The organism is Streptomyces sp. NPDC090032 (assembly GCF_044748025.1).
Classification (GTDB): domain Bacteria; phylum Actinomycetota; class Actinomycetes; order Streptomycetales; family Streptomycetaceae; genus Streptomyces.
The window spans coordinates 173,950-192,303 of sequence record NZ_JBIVFF010000002.1 but is presented as its reverse complement, the minus strand read 5'-3'; the positions used below and the strand labels follow the sequence as shown (position 1 = coordinate 192,303).

14 protein-coding genes and 2 pseudogenes are annotated in these 18,354 nt (G+C 70.0%); 11 read left to right on the top strand and 5 right to left on the bottom strand.

The window, feature by feature from the left end:
• Positions 1-139: 139 nt before the first annotated feature.
• Positions 140-268 (top strand): annotated as a pseudogene (locus ACIPWY_RS04565) (transposase); the annotation flags it as partial.
• A 49-nt stretch (positions 269-317) separates the two neighbouring features.
• Here the strand turns inward: ACIPWY_RS04565 and map are convergent.
• The gene (map, locus tag ACIPWY_RS04560) at positions 318-1,088 is read right to left on the bottom strand and encodes a type I methionyl aminopeptidase (protein ID WP_401532194.1); all 771 of its coding nucleotides are present in this window, start codon (positions 1,086-1,088) and stop codon (positions 318-320) included.
• 199 nt (positions 1,089-1,287) lie between these two features.
• On the opposite strand from map, the gene ACIPWY_RS04555 reads away from it, so the two are divergent.
• The 8 genes from ACIPWY_RS04555 (at position 1,288) to kdpA (ending at position 9,265) form a co-directional block, all read left to right on the top strand.
• A complete protein-coding gene (locus ACIPWY_RS04555) occupies positions 1,288-1,437 on the top strand; it encodes a hypothetical protein (protein ID WP_401532193.1) in 150 nt (49 codons plus the stop codon).
• A 133-nt stretch (positions 1,438-1,570) separates the two neighbouring features.
• On the top strand, positions 1,571-2,107 hold the full coding sequence (locus tag ACIPWY_RS04550; RefSeq protein ID WP_362905148.1) for a universal stress protein: 537 nt from the start codon (positions 1,571-1,573) through the stop codon (positions 2,105-2,107).
• A gap of 408 nt (positions 2,108-2,515) precedes the next feature.
• Positions 2,516-2,932 carry an SAV_915 family protein gene (locus ACIPWY_RS04545; protein ID WP_362905150.1) on the top strand — a complete coding sequence of 139 codons (417 nt, stop codon included), beginning with the start codon at positions 2,516-2,518 and terminating at the stop codon, positions 2,930-2,932.
• Positions 2,933-2,945: 13 nt separating this feature from the next.
• On the top strand, positions 2,946-4,334 hold the full coding sequence (gene lysA, locus ACIPWY_RS04540) for a diaminopimelate decarboxylase (RefSeq protein ID WP_362905152.1): 1,389 nt from the start codon (positions 2,946-2,948) through the stop codon (positions 4,332-4,334).
• A 131-nt stretch (positions 4,335-4,465) separates the two neighbouring features.
• Positions 4,466-4,555, top strand: coding sequence for a K(+)-transporting ATPase subunit F (gene kdpF / locus ACIPWY_RS04535; RefSeq protein WP_362905154.1), 90 nt, complete (start codon positions 4,466-4,468; stop codon positions 4,553-4,555).
• On the top strand, positions 4,555-6,717 hold the full coding sequence (gene kdpB, locus ACIPWY_RS04530) for a potassium-transporting ATPase subunit KdpB (RefSeq protein WP_362905155.1): 2,163 nt from the start codon (positions 4,555-4,557) through the stop codon (positions 6,715-6,717). Before kdpF ends, kdpB (ACIPWY_RS04530) begins: the two co-directional genes overlap by 1 nt.
• Before the next feature lie 2 nt (positions 6,718-6,719).
• Entirely contained in the window at positions 6,720-7,610 is an 891-nt protein-coding gene (locus ACIPWY_RS04525; RefSeq protein WP_362905157.1) for a potassium-transporting ATPase subunit C, read from the top strand.
• A 2-nt stretch (positions 7,611-7,612) separates the two neighbouring features.
• On the top strand, positions 7,613-9,265 hold the full coding sequence (kdpA, locus tag ACIPWY_RS04520; protein ID WP_362905159.1) for a potassium-transporting ATPase subunit KdpA: 1,653 nt from the start codon (positions 7,613-7,615) through the stop codon (positions 9,263-9,265).
• A gap of 65 nt (positions 9,266-9,330) precedes the next feature.
• Here the strand turns inward: kdpA and ACIPWY_RS04515 are convergent.
• The 4 genes and pseudogenes from ACIPWY_RS04515 to ACIPWY_RS04500 all read right to left on the bottom strand — a co-directional run.
• Positions 9,331-9,482 (bottom strand): annotated as a pseudogene (locus ACIPWY_RS04515) (amino acid permease); the annotation flags it as partial.
• Between the two features lie 87 nt (positions 9,483-9,569).
• On the bottom strand, positions 9,570-12,140 hold the full coding sequence (locus tag ACIPWY_RS04510) for an ATP-binding protein (RefSeq protein WP_393703290.1): 2,571 nt from the start codon (positions 12,138-12,140) through the stop codon (positions 9,570-9,572).
• A 350-nt stretch (positions 12,141-12,490) separates the two neighbouring features.
• Positions 12,491-12,835, bottom strand: a complete 345-nt coding sequence (locus tag ACIPWY_RS04505; RefSeq protein WP_393703114.1) for a hypothetical protein — start codon at positions 12,833-12,835, stop codon at positions 12,491-12,493.
• 171 nt (positions 12,836-13,006) lie between these two features.
• Positions 13,007-14,419, bottom strand: a complete 1,413-nt coding sequence (locus tag ACIPWY_RS04500; protein WP_393703116.1) for a hypothetical protein — start codon at positions 14,417-14,419, stop codon at positions 13,007-13,009.
• A gap of 644 nt (positions 14,420-15,063) precedes the next feature.
• Between ACIPWY_RS04500 and kdpB (ACIPWY_RS04495) the strand changes: the two genes are divergently transcribed.
• On the top strand, positions 15,064-17,217 hold the full coding sequence (kdpB, locus tag ACIPWY_RS04495) for a potassium-transporting ATPase subunit KdpB (RefSeq protein WP_393703118.1): 2,154 nt from the start codon (positions 15,064-15,066) through the stop codon (positions 17,215-17,217).
• Between the two features lie 318 nt (positions 17,218-17,535).
• Entirely contained in the window at positions 17,536-18,345 is an 810-nt protein-coding gene (locus ACIPWY_RS04490; protein WP_362905168.1) for an SDR family NAD(P)-dependent oxidoreductase, read from the top strand.
• Positions 18,346-18,354 lie beyond the last annotated feature (9 nt).

The following is an 18,354-nucleotide window of genomic DNA, read 5'->3' as shown; positions in this document are numbered from 1 at the left end:
CCTCCGCGTTACCCACGTCACGTGTTCAGCCCGCTTCAGGGGCCAGGATGTTGCCCCCGGAGGGCGACTCCCTCCAAGGGCAACCGATCTGGTTGGCAGGCGATTTGGAGGGTTGGAAGCGACTGCGGCACGGGTGCATGATCTACGGGCCATCGTGAACGCCATCCCCTACATCAACCGCACGGGCATCCCGTGGAAGTACCTGCCGCATCACCTCCCTCCGCACGAGACCGCGTACGACTACTACGCGAAGTGGGCGGTCGCGGGGCCACCCAAAGGGTTCGGTGCACCTCGCCCGGTCGACCTCATGACAGGGCCTACTTCGGCAAGGTGAGGATTTCGGCTCCGTCGTCCGTGATGGCGATCGTGTGCTCGCAGTGTGCTGTCCGGCAGCCTGTCGCACTTCGGAGCGTCCACCCGTCGGCATCTGTGACGAGTTCGGCGGTGTCCGCCATGACCCACGGCTCCAGGGCAAGGAGCAGCCCAGGGCGCAGCTTGTATCCCCGGCCGGGCCGTCCGGTGTTCGGAACGTGCGGGTCCTGGTGCATCGTCGATCCGATGCCATGACCTGCGAACTCGGTATTGATCAGGTATCCCGCCTCGCTGAGGACCGCGCCGATGGCATGGGAGATGTCGCCGATGCGGGCCCCCGGCCCAGCAGCGGCGATCCCTGCGGCCAGCGCATGTTCGGTCGCACTGATCATCGCGACGCTCTCCGGGGGCTTCGCGTCGCCCACGATGAAGCTGATGGCGGCGTCTGCGGCGACTCCGCCTCTGGAGACGGCGAGGTCGAGCGTCAGCAGGTCGCCGTCGGCAAGCGTGTAGTCGTACGGCCGTCCGTGGAGTACGGCGTCGTTGACGGCCGTGCAGATGTAGTGGCCGAACGGGCCGCGCCCGAAGGACGGCTCGTAGTCGACGTAGCAGGACTGCGCTCCGGCCTCGACGATCATGGACTTTGCCCACCGGTCGATGTCCAGAAGGTTCGTGCCGATCGCGCTACGGCTCTTCAGGGTCTGGAGGATGTCAGCGACCAGGGCACCGGTGCCTTTCGCCCGGGCGAGCAGGGTGGGGTTCAGGATCTCGATCATGCGACGCCTTCTCATGGAACCAATAACTATACCGGCATTACTATACCGGTCTGGAATCGGAGCCATGGCCAGGTTGCCGTTGCCGCTCACCCCCGCAGAGGTCGAACGCGGACAGCGCCTCGGCGCCCTCGTATCGACCACGACCAACCGACGGATGCACAGGGAGGGGGACTTACCGGCGGCTGGGAGCCGGCCCTTCATGATCGTCGCCTCGCCGTGCGCCGTGGCGGTCTTCGTCACTGATCCCTACACCGCCCTGTCCCTCGCCCTCGCGCAGGCCGGCATCCAGCAGAACTCCGGCATGCGCCGTGATGATCTACCGGGCCTTCCGGCGCAACGACTGGCTTGAGCGGTGTCAGAAGAGCATTAGGAAGCGGTCCTCCGGCATCAGGCATGCGCCAACAGAACGGTCCGGCACCACCTCGGGGACTTCTATGGGACCCGCATGTCTGTGTGGACGTACGCCAAGGGGTGAGCGAGCGATGGGCGGTGCCGAGCGGCGGCGCATCGTTGCCGGAGTAAGTGGTTCGCTGAGCAGTCTGGCGGCCCTGCACGTGGCCGCCGACGAGGCCCGTCGTACCGGTGCCGAGCTGCTGGCCGTACTGGCGTGGGAGCCGCCGGGCGGTGAACTCGCCCACCGGCGCTCGGTGTTCCCGTCGCCGATGGCCGACCTCCGGCACGACGCGGGCGAGCGACTGCTCGCCGCTCTCCGCACGGCCTTCGGCGACACAGGTCCCGGGGTTCCGTTCCAGGGTGTGGTCGCACGGGGCGCGGCGGGGCGCGCACTGGTCGAGACGGCCGACCGGGCCGACGACTTCCTGGTGATCGGCGCGGGCTGCCGCGGGAGGGTGCGCCGCGCGCTGTTCCCGTCGGTCGCCCGGTACTGCGTCGCGCACGCCGCCTGTCCTGTGCTGGCCGTCCCGCCGTCGCCCCTGGAGAGCGAACTCGCGTCCGTGCACCGCCGCGTGAGCCTGCGGCTGCCGCTCGACGCGCGGGAGTTGACGGACGGCAGGTCCTGACCGACCGGGACGCGTCGGCAACCGGCCACGCCATGGGTCCGTCGGTGATCCGGCAGATGCCCAGCAAGCACAGGGGCTGCCCTCTGCCGCGACGGACACCCTCCTTCGGCCTTCCCCGCGAGGCCTCCGGGCCCACCACTGTGCACTCCCCCACCTCCGACCGCTCCGCCCTGCCCTCATCGGTCGAGGCCGGCCCCGGCACGGCCCCGACCCGGCTCCGCCCGAAGACTGAGGCACATCGCTGACCAGGCATTCCCTTGCCGTCAGCAGCGCGTTATGGGTGGACGGCTTCCCGTCAAGCATGTGTCAGTGAGGGGGCCCGGCACCGGATGGTCGGGCATAGCTTCATCGAAGCGCCCGGCCGATCCGACCGGGCGGCGCACGTCGCCTTCTTCGAGGAGCAGCATCATGTCTGCAGTCGACCGTTCCGAGGACCCCGAGCCTTCTGAACGCTTCCCGGCCGGACCTCTCTACGTCCCCGTCCGGTCGGGGCCCACGGGCTGCACGGCCCGGTTCTTCCGCACCCCCCTGGGCGGCCGTACCGCCGTCGGCTTCACGTCGGCGGCGAAGCTCACCGCCACACTCGGCACGGACCAGGCCTGCATCAGGCTCTCCGAACCCGCGTTGCGCGCGCTCGCCGCGCCCCTGGGCGTCACCGCCCTCACCGTCGACCCGCCGTTCTCCGCCCCCGCGGCCGACCGCACCTCGGCCAAGGTCCGTGAGCGCGAGAGCTCCACGAGCCGCTGGAGTCCCCAGCACGTCGGTGCCCTGCGAGTGACCGGCGCCGCCGCCGTCGTCGCGTGTCTGAACCTGCTGATCGGCTGAGGAGACGCCCGCCATGACCGTTTCTCTTCCCTCGCCCCTTCCGTCGTCCCTGCCGTCGGATCCCCAGGCCCTGTCCCGGATCCTCGCCGGCGGTGACAGGGACACCGACGGCCTGTCCGTCTGGCCCCGCTCCACGCGCCCCGAGCCCGGCGCGGACGTCTCCGTCGGCGGCGTCTCCCTCGCCGAGGCGGCCGACCGCTTCGGCACCCCCGTCTACGTCCTCGACGAGCAGGAGGTCCGGGAGCGCTGCCGTGCGTACCGCACCGCGTTCCCCGACGCCGACATCGTCTACGCCGCCAAGGCGTTCCTGTGCCGCGCGATGGCGCACTGGGTGGAGGAGGAGGGCCTCGGCCTGGACGTCTGCTCCGCGGGTGAGCTGGCGCTCGCCGTCACCACCGGCTTCCCGCCGGAGAAGATCGTGATGCACGGCAATGCCAAGAGCCCGGACGACCTGAGCACCGCTGTCCGTCTCGGTGTCGGACGCATCGTCGTGGACAGTGCCTCGGAAATCGCGCGGCTGGCCGCCATCACGCCCGAAGGCACCCGCCAGAAGGTCATGGTGCGGGTGGTACCGGGCATTTCCGCCGGTGGGCACGCCAAGGTGCGCACCGGCACCGACGACCAGAAGTTCGGTCTGTCCATCACGGACGGATCCGCGCAGCACGCCGTCGCCCGCATACTCGACCAGCCGCACCTCGAACTCGTGGGCCTGCACTGCCACATCGGCTCGCAGGTGGCCACCGTCAAGCCCTACGTCGCCGCGGTGCGCCGCGTGGTCGGGCTCATGGCCCGGATACAGGACCAGCACGGCATCGCCCTGCCCCAGCTGAACATCGGAGGCGGCCACGCCATCGCTTACCGGCCCGGGGAGGAGAGTCTCGACGTGGGAGTCCTGGCCGGCCGGGTCCGCGCCGAACTGGAGGACGGCTGCGCGCGTGCCGGCCTGCCCGTGCCCCGGCTCACCCTGGAACCCGGACGTGCGATCGCGGGCCCCGCCGGGGTCGTCGTCTACCGGATCCTCGCGGTCAAGCGCACCGCGGGACACACCTTCGTCGCCGTCGACGGCGGCATGAGCGACAACCCCAGGCCCGCGCTGTACGGGGTGCGCTACGCACCCCGGCTCATCGGCCGCCCCTCGTCGGCGCCGCCCCAGCTCGTCACCGTCGTGGGCCGGCACTGCGAAGCGGGCGACATCCTCGCGGACGACGTGGCGCTGCCGGGTGACGTACGCCCCGGCGACCTCCTTGCCGTGCCCGCGGCCGGTGCCTACCACCTGTCCATGGCCTCCGGATACAACCTGGTCGGCAGGCCGCCCGTCGTCGCGGTGGCGGGCGGGATCGCCCGTGTTCTCGTCCGCCGTGAGTCGCTGGACGACATGAGCCGCCGGGACATCGGCCTCTAGCACCGGTCCCGTCCTCGTCCCTCCGCCGAGCTGTCCCTCGGCGGAGGGCTGTCCGACGCATGCCACCAGTGGCCCTGTAGCTCGAATTCTCCCCGAACACCCCCCTGAATCCCGAGGACGAGGTTCCCTCCATGACCGTCGAGAACACCGTCGGCCTGATCGTGGCCGTCGCGCTGCTTGCCTACCTTGTGGTGGCCCTGATCAAGCCGGAGAAGTTCTGATGTCCGCGCCCACACAGGTACGTCCCGCGCCCGCGCAGGACGACCGCCCGCCCGGACCCGACAGACCGCGCCGGATCGGCGCGGGGATCCTCGATCCGACGCAGTTGTGGCGCGCCCTTCCCCAGGCATTCGCCAAGCTCAATCCGGTGACCCTGTTCCGTAACCCGGTCATGTTCGTGACCGAGGTCGGTGCCACGCTCACCACCGGCACGGCGATGGTCCACCCCACCGGCTTCGGCTGGCTGATCGCCGCCTGGCTGTGGCTGACCGTGATCTTCGCCAACCTCGCCGAGGCCGTGGCCGAGAGCCGAGGAAAGGCGCAGGCCGACTCGCTGCGCAGAACCCGGCAGCAGACCACGGCCCGGCGGCTCGTGGGCTGGGAACCCGGGGCCGACCACGGCGCGTACGTCGAAGAGGCGGTCGGCGCTTCGGAGTTGAGGCGCGGCGACATCGTGTCCGTACCGGCCGGGGACCTGATCCCCGGCGACGGCGACGTCATCGAGGGCGCCGCGAGCGTCGACGAGTCGGCGATCACCGGTGAGTCCGCTCCGGTCATCCGTGAGTCCGGCGGCGACCGCAGTGCGGTCACCGGTGGCACCCGGGTGCTCTCCGACCACCTCGTCGTACGGATCACCCAGGAACCCGGGGAGAGCTTCCTGGACCGGATGATCTCCCTGGTCGAGGGCGCCAACCGGCAGAAGACCCCCAACGAGCTGGCGCTCAATCTGCTGCTGGTCATGCTGACCTTCGTCTTCCTGGTCGCCGTCGTGACGCTGCAACCCATGGCGATCTTCTCCAAGGACGCCATGGCCGCCGCGCCCGACACCGCGGCGCTGACCGCCGACGGTGTCACGGGCATCGTGCTGGTCTCGCTGCTGGTCTGTCTGATCCCGACGACCATCGGTGCCCTGCTCTCCGCGATCGGCATCGCGGGCATGGACCGGCTCGTCCAGCGCAACGTACTCGCCATGTCCGGCAGGGCGGTCGAGGCCGCCGGCGACGTCAACACACTGCTGCTCGACAAGACCGGCACGATCACCTTCGGCAACCGGCGAGCCAGTGCGTTCCTGCCGATGGGCGATGTCCCCATGAAGCGGCTGGCGAGCGCCGCATTGCTGTCCAGTCTGGCCGACGAGACGCCCGAGGGCCGCTCGATCGTCGAATTCGCCTACGCGGAACACCAGTTGACGGAACGGGTCGAGAGGGGGGCCGAGTGGGTACCGTTCACCGCCGCGACCCGGATGTCCGGAGTCGACCTGCCGGGGGGAAAGCGGCTGCGCAAGGGCGCCGCCGCGTCGGTCGCCGCGTGGGTGCGTGAGCAGGGCGGCACCGTCCCGGTCGCACTGGATGCGGCCGTCGAGCAGGTCTCCGCGTCCGGCGGCACCCCCCTGGCCGTCGCCGCTGCCACGGACGGACGCGCCGAGGTGCTAGGCGTCGTCCACCTCAAGGACGTCGTCAAGCCCGGGCTGCGCGAACGCTTCGACGAACTGCGCCGGATGGGTATCCGCACCGTGATGATCACCGGCGACAACCCGGTCACCGCCAGGGCGATCGCCGAGGAGGCCGGCGTCGACGACTTCCTCGCCGAGGCCACACCCGAGGACAAGCTCGCCCTCATCAAGCGCGAACAGGCGGGCGGTCACCTCGTCGCGATGACGGGCGACGGCACGAACGATGCTCCCGCGCTCGCTCAGGCGGACGTCGGCGTCGCGATGAACACCGGCACGTCGGCCGCCAAGGAGGCCGGCAACATGGTCGACCTCGACTCCGACCCCACCAAGATCATCGAGATCGTCGAGATCGGCAAGCAACTCCTCATCACCCGGGGCGCGTTGACGACCTTCTCGATCGCCAACGACATCGCCAAGTATTTCGCGATTCTGCCCGCCGTCTTCGCCGCGGTGTATCCAGGACTCGACCGCCTCAACATCATGGATCTGCACTCGCCGCTGTCCGCCATCCTGTCCGCGGTCGTCTTCAACGCGGTCGTCATCGTGGCGCTGATTCCGCTCGCGCTGCGTGGCGTGCGCTACCGCCCGAGCAGCGCCTCCTCCCTGCTCACGCGCAATCTGTGGATCTATGGACTCGGCGGAGTGATCGCCCCGTTCCTGGCCATCAAGTTCATCGACCTCACCCTCGTCCAGTTCATCCCGGGGATCTGACCATGTATCAACGACTCCCGCACTGGCTGGCGCAGCACCTCGCCGCCATCCGCGTCGTCCTCGTACTCACCTTGCTGACCGGCCTCGCCTATCCGCTGGCCATGACGGCCTTCGCCCAGGTCCCCGGCCTGAGCGGAAAGGCGGACGGCTCCCGCGTCACGGGCGCCGACGGCAGGAAGGCCGGTTCCTCGCTGATCGGCCAGTCCTTCACCGACGCCAAGGGCGCGCCGATCAGGAGGTACTTCCAGTCCCGGCCCTCCAACGCCGGTGCGGGCTACGACGCCACGGCGTCCGGGGCCGGGAACCAGGGCCCCGAGTCCGTCGTCGACGCCAAGGACAGGCCGAGCCTGCTCACCCTGGTGTGCTCCCGCAGCAAGGCCGTCGGCGACCTGGAGGGCGTGGACGGGTCACGCCCGTACTGCACGGACGACGGTGTGGGCGCGGTCCTGGGCGTCTTCCGCAGCGGTGGCACGAGCGGCGCCGTCACGCGCGTCGTCAGCCTCGACCAGGCATGTCCCGCACGCCCGTTCATCTCCACGTACCAGGGCGCACGCGTCGAGTGCGCGAAGTCCGGCGCGGACTACAGCAAGGCCGTGACCACCCCCGTGCGAGGTGACGCCCCGGCCGACCCGAGAGTGCCCGCCGACGCGGTCACCGCGAGCGGCAGCGGGCTCGACCCCCACATCAGCCCCGAGTACGCAAGGCTCCAACTCCCGCGCGTGGCAAGGGAGCGCGGCGCCAGCCAGGACGCCGTCCGCGAACTGGTCGACACGTACACGACCGGCCGCACGCTCGGCGTGCTCGGTGAGCCGGGCGTCAACGTCGTGGAACTCAACCTCGCACTCGACCGCGCCTACCCGAAGAGCGCCGCACAGCAGAAGCAGGGAGCCTGATCATGGCGGCCTGGATCCAGGCATCGATCGTCCTCGTGGTGGTCGTGGGTCTCCACGTCCCGCTCGGCGACTACATGGCCCGCGTCCTGCAGGGCGGCAGCCACCTGCGGGCGGAGAAGGCCCTGTACCGCGTCTGCGGAATCAACCCGGACAAGGAGCAGACCTGGCGGCACTATCTCACCGCTCTGCTCGCCTTCACGTCCATGAGCACCGCGACCCTGTTCGCCCTCTTCACCCTCCAGGACAAACTGCCCTGGTCGACGGGGCACGAGGGCATGCCATGGCGTCTCGCGCTGCACACCGCGGTCTCCTTCACCACGAACACCAGCTGGCAGAACTACGCGGGTGAGGCCACCACCGGTCATCTGGCGGTCATGGCGGGGCTCGGTGTGCAGGCCTTCGCGTCCGCGGCCGTCGGCATCTGCGTGGCTCTCGTCCTCGTCCGGGGCCTGACCCGGCGCTCGACGCAGGACCTCGGCAACTTCTGGGTCGACCTGCTGCGCACCACGTTCCGCGTCCTGGTCCCGATCGCCGTCGTCGGCGGCCTGATCCTCATGGCGGGTGGTGTCATCCAGGGCCTGGGCGGCGGACACACCGTGACCACGGTCGCGGGCGGCGCGAAGCAGACCCTCCTCGACGGGCCCGTCGCGTCCTGGGAGCCGGTGAAGCTCTTCTCGGGTGACGGCGGCGGCTTCTTCAACGCCGGCAGCGCCCACCCCTTCGAGAACCCGACCGCCTGGACGAACATCGTCGAGGTGATTCTGATGCTGCTCATCCCCACGGCATGCATCCGCATGTTCGGCCGGCTGATCGGCAGCCTGAAGCAGTCCTGGACCCTGCTCACGGTCGTCGGCATCCTCTTCGGCCTGCTGCTCGCCGCGGGCACGCTCGCACAAAGCGCCCACACCGGCACGGTCACCGAAGCGGTCGGCGGCCAGTACGAGGGCACCGAGACCCGCATCGGCGTCCCGGGCTCCACACTCTTCGGCATCTCGGCCACCGCCAGTGCCGACGGTGCGGGCAACTCGTCGTACGACAGCTTCTCCAGCCTCGGCGGCGGTGTACTCCTCTCGGCGATGATGCTCGGCGAGATCGCCCCTGGGGGCACCGGAAGCGGCCTGTACGGGTTGATCGTGGTGGTCCTGGTGGCCGTCTTCATCGGCGGCCTGATGGTCGGCCGCACGCCCGAGTACCTGCGCAAGCGCATCGGCTACGGGGAGATGCGCTGGGTCGTCGTGTACGCCCTGATCCCGCCCACCGTCATCCTCGCGTGCACCGGCTTCTCCCTGGCGACGGGCGACGGCGGGTCCTCCATGGGCAACCCCGGCGCGCACGGCCTGACCGAGCTCATCTACGCGTACACCAGCAACACCAACAGCAACGGCAGTGCCATGGCGGGCTTCAACGGCGCCACCGACTTCCACAACCTGCTGATGGTGTTCGCGATGCTGGCCGGCCGCTATCTGCCGATGGCCTGCGTCCTGGCCCTGGCCGGGCGCCTCGCCAGGCAACAGCCGGGCGTCGTCACGGTCGGCACGCTGCGCGCGCAGGGCGTCAACTTCGTCGTCCTGGCCACAGCTGCGGCCATCATCCTGGCGCTGCTCAACTTCCTTCCGGCGCTCTCCCTCGGCACCATCGCCGACGGGCTGTTGTAGTCCGGCAGCACCGGCTGGGCCTGAGGCACTTCACAGGCTCAGCCGGTACGGCACGACGCTCTACCTGCCGGCAGGACGACGAGCGGCACCGCGGTCAGCACCGCGCCGACCCCGTTGAGCACCGCACGCCGTAGCCAGCCGGGCGGCCGCTCCCCTCTGCCCAGTGCCGTACGAGCCCGACCTGGCTGATGGTGAAGCCGATGAACAACCCGATCGCTCGCGGACAGCGGGATCACGCAGCACCCCCAACGCCTCGGTGGTGTGGACGGGTTGGGCGGTTCCCACGACCCTTCGTACGCCGAGGTCAGGCCTCAGGCGCCCCTCCTACGCTCTGCGTACCACTGGGGTGCTCCGCCCGCTCGGCGAAGGGCAGGGACAGCACCATGGTCAGGCCCCCGCCCGGGGTGTCCTCCGGGACGAGGGTGCCGTCCATCGCCTCGGCCAGGCCCCTGGACAGGGCCAGACCGAGGCCGAGTCCTGTGGCGTTGTCGGTGTCGCCGAGGCGTTGGAACGGTTCGAAGAGGCGGTCGCGGTCGGTGGATGGGAGGCCCGGGCCTCGGTCGACCACACGCACTTCGACACGGCCCGCATGGGCGCTGGCTGTCAGCAGCACCTTGCGCCCCGCAGGACTGTGGCGGGCCGCGTTGCCCGCGAGGTTGGCGACCACCCGCTCCAGCAACGGCGGGTCGGCCAGCACGGCCGGAACCTCCTCCATGTCCCCCACCTCGACCTCGAGTGTGTCCGCCAGCGCCGCCGGCAGGACCTCGTCCAGCGTGGTGGGGCGCAGGTTCAGGGTGAGCGCCCCTGCCTGCAGTCGGCTGAGGTCGAGGAGGTTCTCGATCAGCCGGTTCAGCTTGGCCATGGATTCGTCGGCGGTGGCGAGCAGCTCGTCACGGTCCGCGTCGGAGAACTCCACATCCCGGCTGCGCAGCGAGGAGACCGCGGCCCATCCGGCGGCGAGCGGGGTGCGCAGGTCGTGGCCGACCGCCCGCAGCAGCGCCGTACGCATCCGGTCGGCGGCCTTGACCGGTTCGACCTCGGCGGCGGCCTCGGCGAGCCGGGCCCGTTCGACGGCGGCGCCCACGTGTGCCGCGAACGCGGCCAGCACGCGCCGCTCGGAGGACGGGAGGGGACGGCCGCGAAGCACCAGGAAGGCGCCGGGCCCCGCGGGCACGACTGTTGCGCCGTCCTCCCCCGGCGGCTCGTCCACCAGTTCCGCCGAGTCCATTCCGAAGGTCTCACGGGTGCGTTCCACCAGAGCGGGGATCGTCGCACCGCCGCGCACGATGGTGCCCGCGAGGGACGACATGGTCTCCGCCTCCGCGGTGGCTCGCGCCGAGCGCCGCGACAGACGCAGGGAGCGGTCGACGACGGCAGCCACTATGGCGGCCACCACGACGAAGACCGCGAGCGCAAGCAACGCGTTCGGATCGCTCAACGTGAAGTGCCCTCTGGGCGGGATGAACCAGTAGTTGAGCAGCAAGGACGCCGTCACCGACGCGATCACCGCCGACACGACCCCGCCTATGCAGGCCACCCCCACCACAGTCAGCAGGAAGAGCAAGGCCTCGCTGGTGAGGTTGAGTCTGTCCCTGGCCGCGTCCAGATCCAGCAGGAAGGTCAGGGCCAGCGGCAGCAGCAGGCCGGCGACCGGGCCCGCGATCCTGCGGACGGTCGACAGGGTGCGGCGGCGCGAAGGCAACAGCGTGCCTCGCCCGGCACGTTCGTGCGTGACCATGTGGACGTCGATGTCGGTCGAGGACTTGACCACCGTCTCGCCGGTGCCCCGTCCCGTGACGAACTGCTCCAGGCGGCCACGGCGGCTGGTGCCCAGCACGAGCTGCGTGGCGTTCTCGGCGCGCGCGAACTCGACCAGGGAGGTGGCGACGTCGTCGCCGACCACGGAGTGGTAGCTGCCGCCGAGATCCTCGACAAGCCGCCGCTGCCGGGCCAGGGAGGCGTGCGAGGTGCCGGCGGCGAGTCCGTCGCTGCGCGTGACGTGTACGGCGAGCAGGTCACCGCCGGCCGACCGGTCGGCGATACGGGCGGCCCGCCGGATGAGAGTGTCGCCCTCGGGCCCGCCCGTCAGAGCCACGACCACCCGCTCCCGGGTCTCCCACACGCCACCGATGCCGTGCTCCGAGCGGTAGGACTGCAGTGCCTCGTCGACGCGGTCGGCCACCCACAGCAGAGCGAGTTGGCGCAGGGCTGTCAGATTGCCGGGCCGGAAGTAATTGGCGAGGGCCGCGTCGACCTTCTCGGGAGCGTAGATGTTGCCGTGCGCCATCCGGCGGCGAAGCCCCTCGGGCGGCATGTCCACCAGCTCGATCTGACGCGCCCGGCGCACGACCTCGTCGGGAACTGTCTCGTGCTGCGGGACCCGGGTGATCTTCTCGACGACGTCGTTGAGGGATTCGAGATGCTGGATGTTGAGCGCGCTGATGACATCGATCCCTGCCGCGAGCAGCTCCTCGATGTCCTGCCAGCGCTTGGGGTTGCGGCCGTCCCCCGGAACGTTGCTGTGGGCGAACTCGTCGACGATCGCGACCTGGGGACGCCGCGCGAGGACCGCGGCGAGGTCCATCTCCGTGAACCCGCCGCCGCGATAGGTGCACGAGGTCCTGTCGACGACTTCCAGGCCGTCGAGCATCACCTCCGTACCGGGGCGTCCATGGCATTCCACGAACCCCACCACCACGTCGGCGCCGCGCGCCGCTCTGCGCCGCGCTTCGTCGAGCATGCGGTAGGTCTTGCCGACTCCCGGGGCAGCCCCGAGGTAGACCTTCAGCCGTCCGGGGCGTACGTCACCCGCGCCGGTCCGTGTCACACCCCCGCCGGTCCGTTTCACACCCCCGCCGGTCCGTACGTCACTCATATCCGTCCGTACGTCACTCATCGCAGCCGATGCGCTCCGCTCACTGATGATCAACTCTCCCGGAGGGAAGGGTTCCTTCTCTCTACCGAAGCGCTTGTGCGAGTGCATCGGCGCACCCCTTGACGCATCCTTGGCGCCGGTCACGTGGACATTGACACCACACTGACGAGACCTGCTCCGCCGGGGCGGAAGAGGCAGGCCGGGAAGTCCGGTCGGCAGAGGGCCGACAAGGTCCCCTTCTGATGACCAAGGGGACGGCCTGCGCAGCGCAGGGGCAGTCGAGGTCCACCCGCCGGTCACGTGCCCCCCGCCGCCTGAACAGTGCGGGTGTCACCTCGTCGCGAGCCGGGTCACTCCGTCGTGAGCTCCATGAGCTGCTCGGCAGCAGCGGTGTTGCCCTGGTCGGCGAGGCGTCGCAGTTCGTCCAAGTCGCCACATTCGGTGGCGAGTTCCATCAACTGATCGGCTGCGGTGGCGTTACCGGCATCGGACAACCGTCGCAGCTCACCCATGTCACCGCGCTCGCCGGCGAGTTGAATCAACTCATCGGTCGCAGTGGCGCTGCCCCCGTCGGAAAGACGCCGCAACTCATCCATGTCTCCGCGCTCGGCGGCGAGTTCGATCAGTTCGTCGACCGCGTACGCGTCACCCTTCTCGGCCCGCTCCCGCAGGACGGACAGGTCGGAGTCAGTCATGGTGGATCCCTCTCCATGCTCGTGGCCCCGGGCCGGCCGGCCCGGGAAATGGCGTGTCCTGACTGGACACCGCTCCGCTGTCCGCCCGAAGTGGGCAGCTGGCCCGGTGATGGCACTTCGGCACGCCATACAGTGTCATCTCGAATCCTGCCGCCTGGTGCAACTCACGCTTCAACGGAACTCCGCATACCTCGGTCGCAGTCCCAGGGTGGTGCATACGATCGCCGCGAAAAGCGCTCCAAGGACCCAGGTCAGCAGATCGCCCACCGCGGAGCGGCCCGCGTGTACCGAGGCAGCGAAGTGGTCGCGGTTGATGTCGGTCACCTTGTCGAGCGCCTCCATCCATGCCCCGAAGTGCGCGTTGGACATGTCGGGCTGCCAGCTGATCCCGAACGCGACGGCCTCGCGTTCCTTGCCCTGTGCGACCAGAGCACGGATCTTGCGGTCGTCGCGCTGGTAGACGGCGTACGTCTCGACCGCCTTCTCGGCCGCTGCCCGCTCGCCGGGGAAGGTGATGTTGTCGAGTTCGCGCCGGAACTCGCCGGTGAAACGCAGGTCTTCGTGGTCGGAGCGGTACGCCTGCCAGGTCGTGGCGAGTTCGTCGTCGTACGTGGCGAGGGTCGCACCCCGCACGCCGTACAACTTCTGCGAATTCGCCAGGAACGCTCGCTCGTACCGGCCGCGACGCTCCTGATCGAGGAGGTAGCGGCTCTCGTCCGCGTTCGCGTCGTACGCGATCGCGCGGGCGCGGGAGAGCGCGACGACGGAGTCGAACGCGTCCCGGCGGGCGCCCCGCAGTTGCTCGGCCGTCCCGGAGAGCGCCTGAGCACCGAGGAGGGTGGCGAGCAGGACGCAGATGGTGGCGATCAGGACTCCGGGGTTGAGGATCCGGTGGAAGCGGCGCGCCAAGTACCACTGGAGTACGGCGAGCACCGCAAGGAGCAGCACGCCTAGCGCGATGACAGCGGCGAGTTGCGCAGAAAGCGCCGAACGGGCCTGCGCGTACTGTGTGTTGAACGCCCGATCGTTGGAAGCCACCAACTCGCGTGACTCCGGCAGGAGTTTGCGTTGGAGCAGATCCGTCGCATCCCGGTAGTCGGCGATGGCGGACGCCTTGCCGCCGGTGCGGCCGTCGTTCTCGAGAGCGCGCCCGATCATCTCCTGGTACTCGGCGAAGTTGTCGGTGAGGGACTCGACGGTGCGCTCGTCGGTGCGGTCACCTTGGGCGGCGACGGCGAGGGTGCGCAGGTCGTGGCCGATGGCGGTGCGGGCGTCGCCGTATAAGCCGACCGCCTTGCCGTACGGCGTCTTCAGGCGCCCGTTGCCCGCGTCGCCGCTGGACAGCAGGATGTTCGCGGCCTGCGCGTCCATGTCGTTGAGGGCGAGGTTGAGGTCGGCGGCACTGGTGGTGCGCGGGGAGTCCCGGTCGGCGACCGCGTCCCAGGTGCCGGAAGCGGCGAGCCCGGCCAGCAGAAGCAGCAGCGCGAGGGCGGCGGCCAGCGAGACCGTGGACACGTGCAGGAGGCGCAGCCGCGCGGGCATGGTGGCCCAGAAGCGGCGGCGCAGAGCGGCCCACGCGTCCACGGCCTCGCGACGGAGGTGAGGGCCCGGTCGCGACCCCCCTCGTGGCCGCGGACCGGGCCCGCCCCCGGGCGGGGCGACCGGTCCGTGCTGTGGCTCCGCGACAGTCTCGGCCTCGACCTCAGAACTGCGCGTGGTACCGGCCGTGATGGTCACGAGCCCTCCAACGTCACGCCACGGACGGTCGCCCGTGTCCCCCGCGCCGCTCAGTCTGCGACCGGAATCGGCCACGGACGTGGTTCGTTGACGCCTCCCTGACGCTTTCTCAGGTGACCTTGACGCGAGCTTGATACCGCCCTTCGAAGGGTCGTAAGGGAGGCGCAAATTCCATGCCGGACGGCGCACTTCAGGCATCCGGCGCGGCTAGATTTCCCCTCGGCCGCCGGTGAGGCCCGCGGGCGTCAGTGGCATGACGGCTCGCCACCGGAAGCACCCATCGGACGCCTCCGGTCAGGGCATCTCACGGGCGGCCGAGCACGCGGCGGCGTCTCGTCGTCCCGTCGCCGACGTCCGTGTGCAGCCTTGCGGTGCCGGGGCCCATGCACCGCAAGGCCCGGCGGCCACCACACGTTTCTGTCAGCCCGACCGGTCGCCGGCGCGCCGCCCTGCGCGTGGGCGCGGTTCCCCACCGAGGCATGAAGGTCCCCATGTATTCCGCCCGTCCCCAGCAGGCCCCGCCGTCCCCTCCACAGCAGGGACCCCAGCCAGGGCCCAAGAGAGGTTCGGGACGTCGCGCGTCGAGCGGGCTGTTCGAACCCGCTCAGCTCGCACGGTCCTTCCCCGAGGCGCTGCGGAAGCTGCACCCGCGAGTTCTGGTCAAGAACCCGGTGCTGTTCGTCGTCTCCGTCGGAGCCGTCCTCACCACCCTCTCCGCGGTCCTCCACCCCGCCGTCTTCACCTGGGTCATCAGCGCCTGGCTGTGGCTGACGGTGATCTTCGCGAACCTCGCCGAGGCCGTCGCCGAGGGCCGCGGCAAGGCGCAGGCGGAATCGCTGCGCAGGGCACGTACGGACACGGTCGCGCTGCGCCTGCGCCACTGGAGCTACGGCACCAACCTGCGCAATGCCGAGACGGAGGCCGTGGCCGCCACCGAGCTCAAACCTCTCGACGTCGTCGTGGTCGAGGCGGGCGAACTGATCCCCGCCGACGGCGACGTCATCGACGGCGTCGCGGCGGTCGACGAATCGGCCGTCACCGGCGAATCCGCGCCCGTCATCCGGGAGTCGGGCGGCGACCGAAGCGGTGTCACCGGCGGCACGACCGTCCTGTCCGACCGGATCGTGGTCCGCGTCAGCGCGCGCCCGGGACACTCCTTCCTGGACCGGATGATCGCGCTCGTCGAAGGCGCCTCGCGCCAGAAGACGCCGAACGAGATTGCCTTGAACATCCTGCTGGCCGCGCTGACGATCGTGTTCGTGCTGGTCGTCGTCGCGCTCCAGCCGATGGCCGGGTACGCCGACGCCGCCCAGTCCACCACGGTCCTCGTCGCCCTGCTCGTCACCCTCATCCCGACGACCATCGGGGCACTGCTGTCGGCGATCGGCATCGCGGGCATGGACCGGCTCGTCCAGCGCAATGTGCTCGCCATGTCCGGCCGCGCGGTCGAGGCTGCCGGTGACGTGGGGACCCTGCTTCTCGACAAGACCGGCACCATTACCCTCGGCAACCGCGAGGCGGCCGCCTTCGTACCGCTGCCCGGCATCACCGAAGCGCAGCTCGCCGGCACCGCCCAGCTGTCGTCGCTGGCCGACGAGACGCCCGAGGGACGCTCCGTCGTCGTGCTGGCGAAAGTACGGTACGGGCTACGGGCGCCTGCCGAGGGCGAGTTGGGCCACGCCCGGTGGGTGAAGTTCACCGCGCAGACCCGCATGAGCGGCGTCGATCTGCGCTGGGACAACGGCGCGGTGTGCGCGATCCGCAAGGGCGCCGCCCAGCAGGTGATCGAGTGGGTGCAGATGTACGGCGGCCATGTTCCCGCCGAGGCTCGCTGGTGTGCCGACTCGGTCGCGGCCTCGGGGGGCACCCCGCTCCTGGTTGCCGTGCACGACTGGGACGGGCCCCGGGTGCTGGGCCTGATCCACCTGAAGGACGTGGTCAAGGACGGCATCCGCGAGCGTTTCACCGAGCTCCGCCGCATGGGGATCAGAACGGTGATGATCACGGGCGACAACCCGCTGACAGCCAAGGCCATCGCCGAAGAGGCCGGTGTGGACGACTACTTGGCCGAAGCCACTCCCGAGGACAAGCTCGCGCTGATCAAGCGTGAGCAGGAGGGAGGCAAACTCGTCGCGATGACGGGCGACGGCACGAACGACGCGCCGGCCCTCGCACAGGCCGACGTGGGCGTGGCCATGAACACGGGAACCTCGGCCGCCAAAGAGGCCGGGAACATGGTCGACCTGGACTCCAATCCGACGAAACTCATCGAGATCGTCGAGATCGGCAAGCAACTCCTCATCACCCGCGGGGCGTTGACGACGTTCTCCATCACGAACGACGTCGCCAAGTACTTCGCCATCATCCCGGCCATGTTCGCGGGCGCGTACCCGGGTCTGGAGTCGCTCAACATCATGGGCCTGCACAGCCCGACCTCGGCCATCACCTCGGCGATCATCTTCAACGCGCTCATCATCGTCGCGCTGATCCCACTCGCGCTGCGGGGTGTGCGTTACACGCCCGCGTCGGCGCACGACCTTCTGCGGCGCAACCTGACGTTGTACGGACTCGGCGGCCTTGTCCTGCCCTTCCTTGGCATCAAGCTCATCGACCTGCTGATCTCCGGCGTGCCAGGGCTTGGGTGAACAGCCCGCGTAAAGAACGCGTCCGGGCACGTCAGAGGCGCGTAAGGGAGCGGGAGATGAGCTTGTACGGGGTGGCTCCCGCGGGTTCCATGGACACCATGAACAGCGAGTGGCTCCTCATCGACCGGCCGCCTCATCGGGCGTCCCGCCGTGTGCCCCGCTGTGCGGAAACGCCCGCGTCCGCCGTCCGCTGACGCGCTTTCCGCTGCCCCAGGGGCGCCGTGACCCACGTCCGGCGCCCCTTTCCATGCCCGTACGCACCTGCCGTACGCGGACCTGAGCCGTACGCGAAGCCGTACTCGTATCCCCGGATGGACCATGCCTGACACCACCCTTTCCTCCCGCACCGTCCTTGTCACGGGCGCCACTTCCGGCATCGGTCTGGAGACCGCCCGGCAGCTCGCCGAACGCGGCGCCACCGTACTCCTGCACGGCAGGACCGCCGAGGAAGCGCGCGCCGCCGCCGACCGTCTCGTCGCGACCGCCGGCATCGACGCAGACCGACTCTGCAGCATGGGCGCCGACTTCACCCGCCTCGACGAGGTCGAGACCCTGGCGGCCCGTGTCGTCGCCGAGCACCCGCACCTGGACGTCCTGGTGAACAACGCGGGCATGGCGGCGCCCGAGCGGCACACCATCACCGCCGACGGCAACGAGATCGCCTTCCAGGTCAACTTCCTCGCCCACTACCTGCTGACCTGCCTGCTGGAACCGGCACTCACCAGCACCCCGGGCGGCCGCGTCGTGAACGTCTCCTCCTCCCTGCACCGCACCGGATCCATCCAGTGGAGCGACCCCAACCGCGCCCGCCGCTACTCCCGGCTCGCCGCTTACGCCCAGTCGCAACTGGCCCTGACGGTCTTCGCGGCGGATCCGCGCGTCAGCGCGGTGTCCGTCCACCCGGGTGTGTGCGACACCGCGCTGCTCCCCCTCTACGCCCACGACGGCGTCACGCCCACCGAGGGTGCCGCGCACGTGGTCCGCCTCTGCGACCCGTCGGTCGAGATCGTCAACGGTGCCTACTACGACCGGGCCGAGCGCGTCGACCCGGCGCCCGCCGCCACCGAGGACCGCACCGTCAAGCGCCTCAGCAAACTGGCCGACCTCCTCGTCGGCCGTACCGCTTGAACGCGCCCA

Excerpts from the sequence above, each read along its gene's own strand:
- map (WP_401532194.1), bottom strand. The coding sequence starts at position 1,088 with ATGATCGAGATCCTGAACCCCACCCTGCTCGCCCGGGCGAAAGGCACC.
- ACIPWY_RS04555 (WP_401532193.1), top strand. The coding sequence starts at position 1,288 with ATGATCGTCGCCTCGCCGTGCGCCGTGGCGGTCTTCGTCACTGATCCC.
- ACIPWY_RS04550 (WP_362905148.1), top strand. The coding sequence starts at position 1,571 with ATGGGCGGTGCCGAGCGGCGGCGCATCGTTGCCGGAGTAAGTGGTTCG.
- ACIPWY_RS04545 (WP_362905150.1), top strand. The coding sequence starts at position 2,516 with ATGTCTGCAGTCGACCGTTCCGAGGACCCCGAGCCTTCTGAACGCTTC.
- lysA (WP_362905152.1), top strand. The coding sequence starts at position 2,946 with ATGACCGTTTCTCTTCCCTCGCCCCTTCCGTCGTCCCTGCCGTCGGAT.
- kdpF (WP_362905154.1), top strand. The coding sequence starts at position 4,466 with ATGACCGTCGAGAACACCGTCGGCCTGATCGTGGCCGTCGCGCTGCTT.
- kdpB (WP_362905155.1), top strand. The coding sequence starts at position 4,555 with ATGTCCGCGCCCACACAGGTACGTCCCGCGCCCGCGCAGGACGACCGC.
- ACIPWY_RS04525 (WP_362905157.1), top strand. The coding sequence starts at position 6,720 with ATGTATCAACGACTCCCGCACTGGCTGGCGCAGCACCTCGCCGCCATC.
- kdpA (WP_362905159.1), top strand. The coding sequence starts at position 7,613 with ATGGCGGCCTGGATCCAGGCATCGATCGTCCTCGTGGTGGTCGTGGGT.
- ACIPWY_RS04510 (WP_393703290.1), bottom strand. The coding sequence starts at position 12,140 with ATGAGTGACGTACGGACCGGCGGGGGTGTGAAACGGACCGGCGGGGGT.
- ACIPWY_RS04505 (WP_393703114.1), bottom strand. The coding sequence starts at position 12,835 with ATGACTGACTCCGACCTGTCCGTCCTGCGGGAGCGGGCCGAGAAGGGT.
- kdpB (WP_393703118.1), top strand. The coding sequence starts at position 15,064 with ATGTATTCCGCCCGTCCCCAGCAGGCCCCGCCGTCCCCTCCACAGCAG.
- ACIPWY_RS04490 (WP_362905168.1), top strand. The coding sequence starts at position 17,536 with ATGCCTGACACCACCCTTTCCTCCCGCACCGTCCTTGTCACGGGCGCC.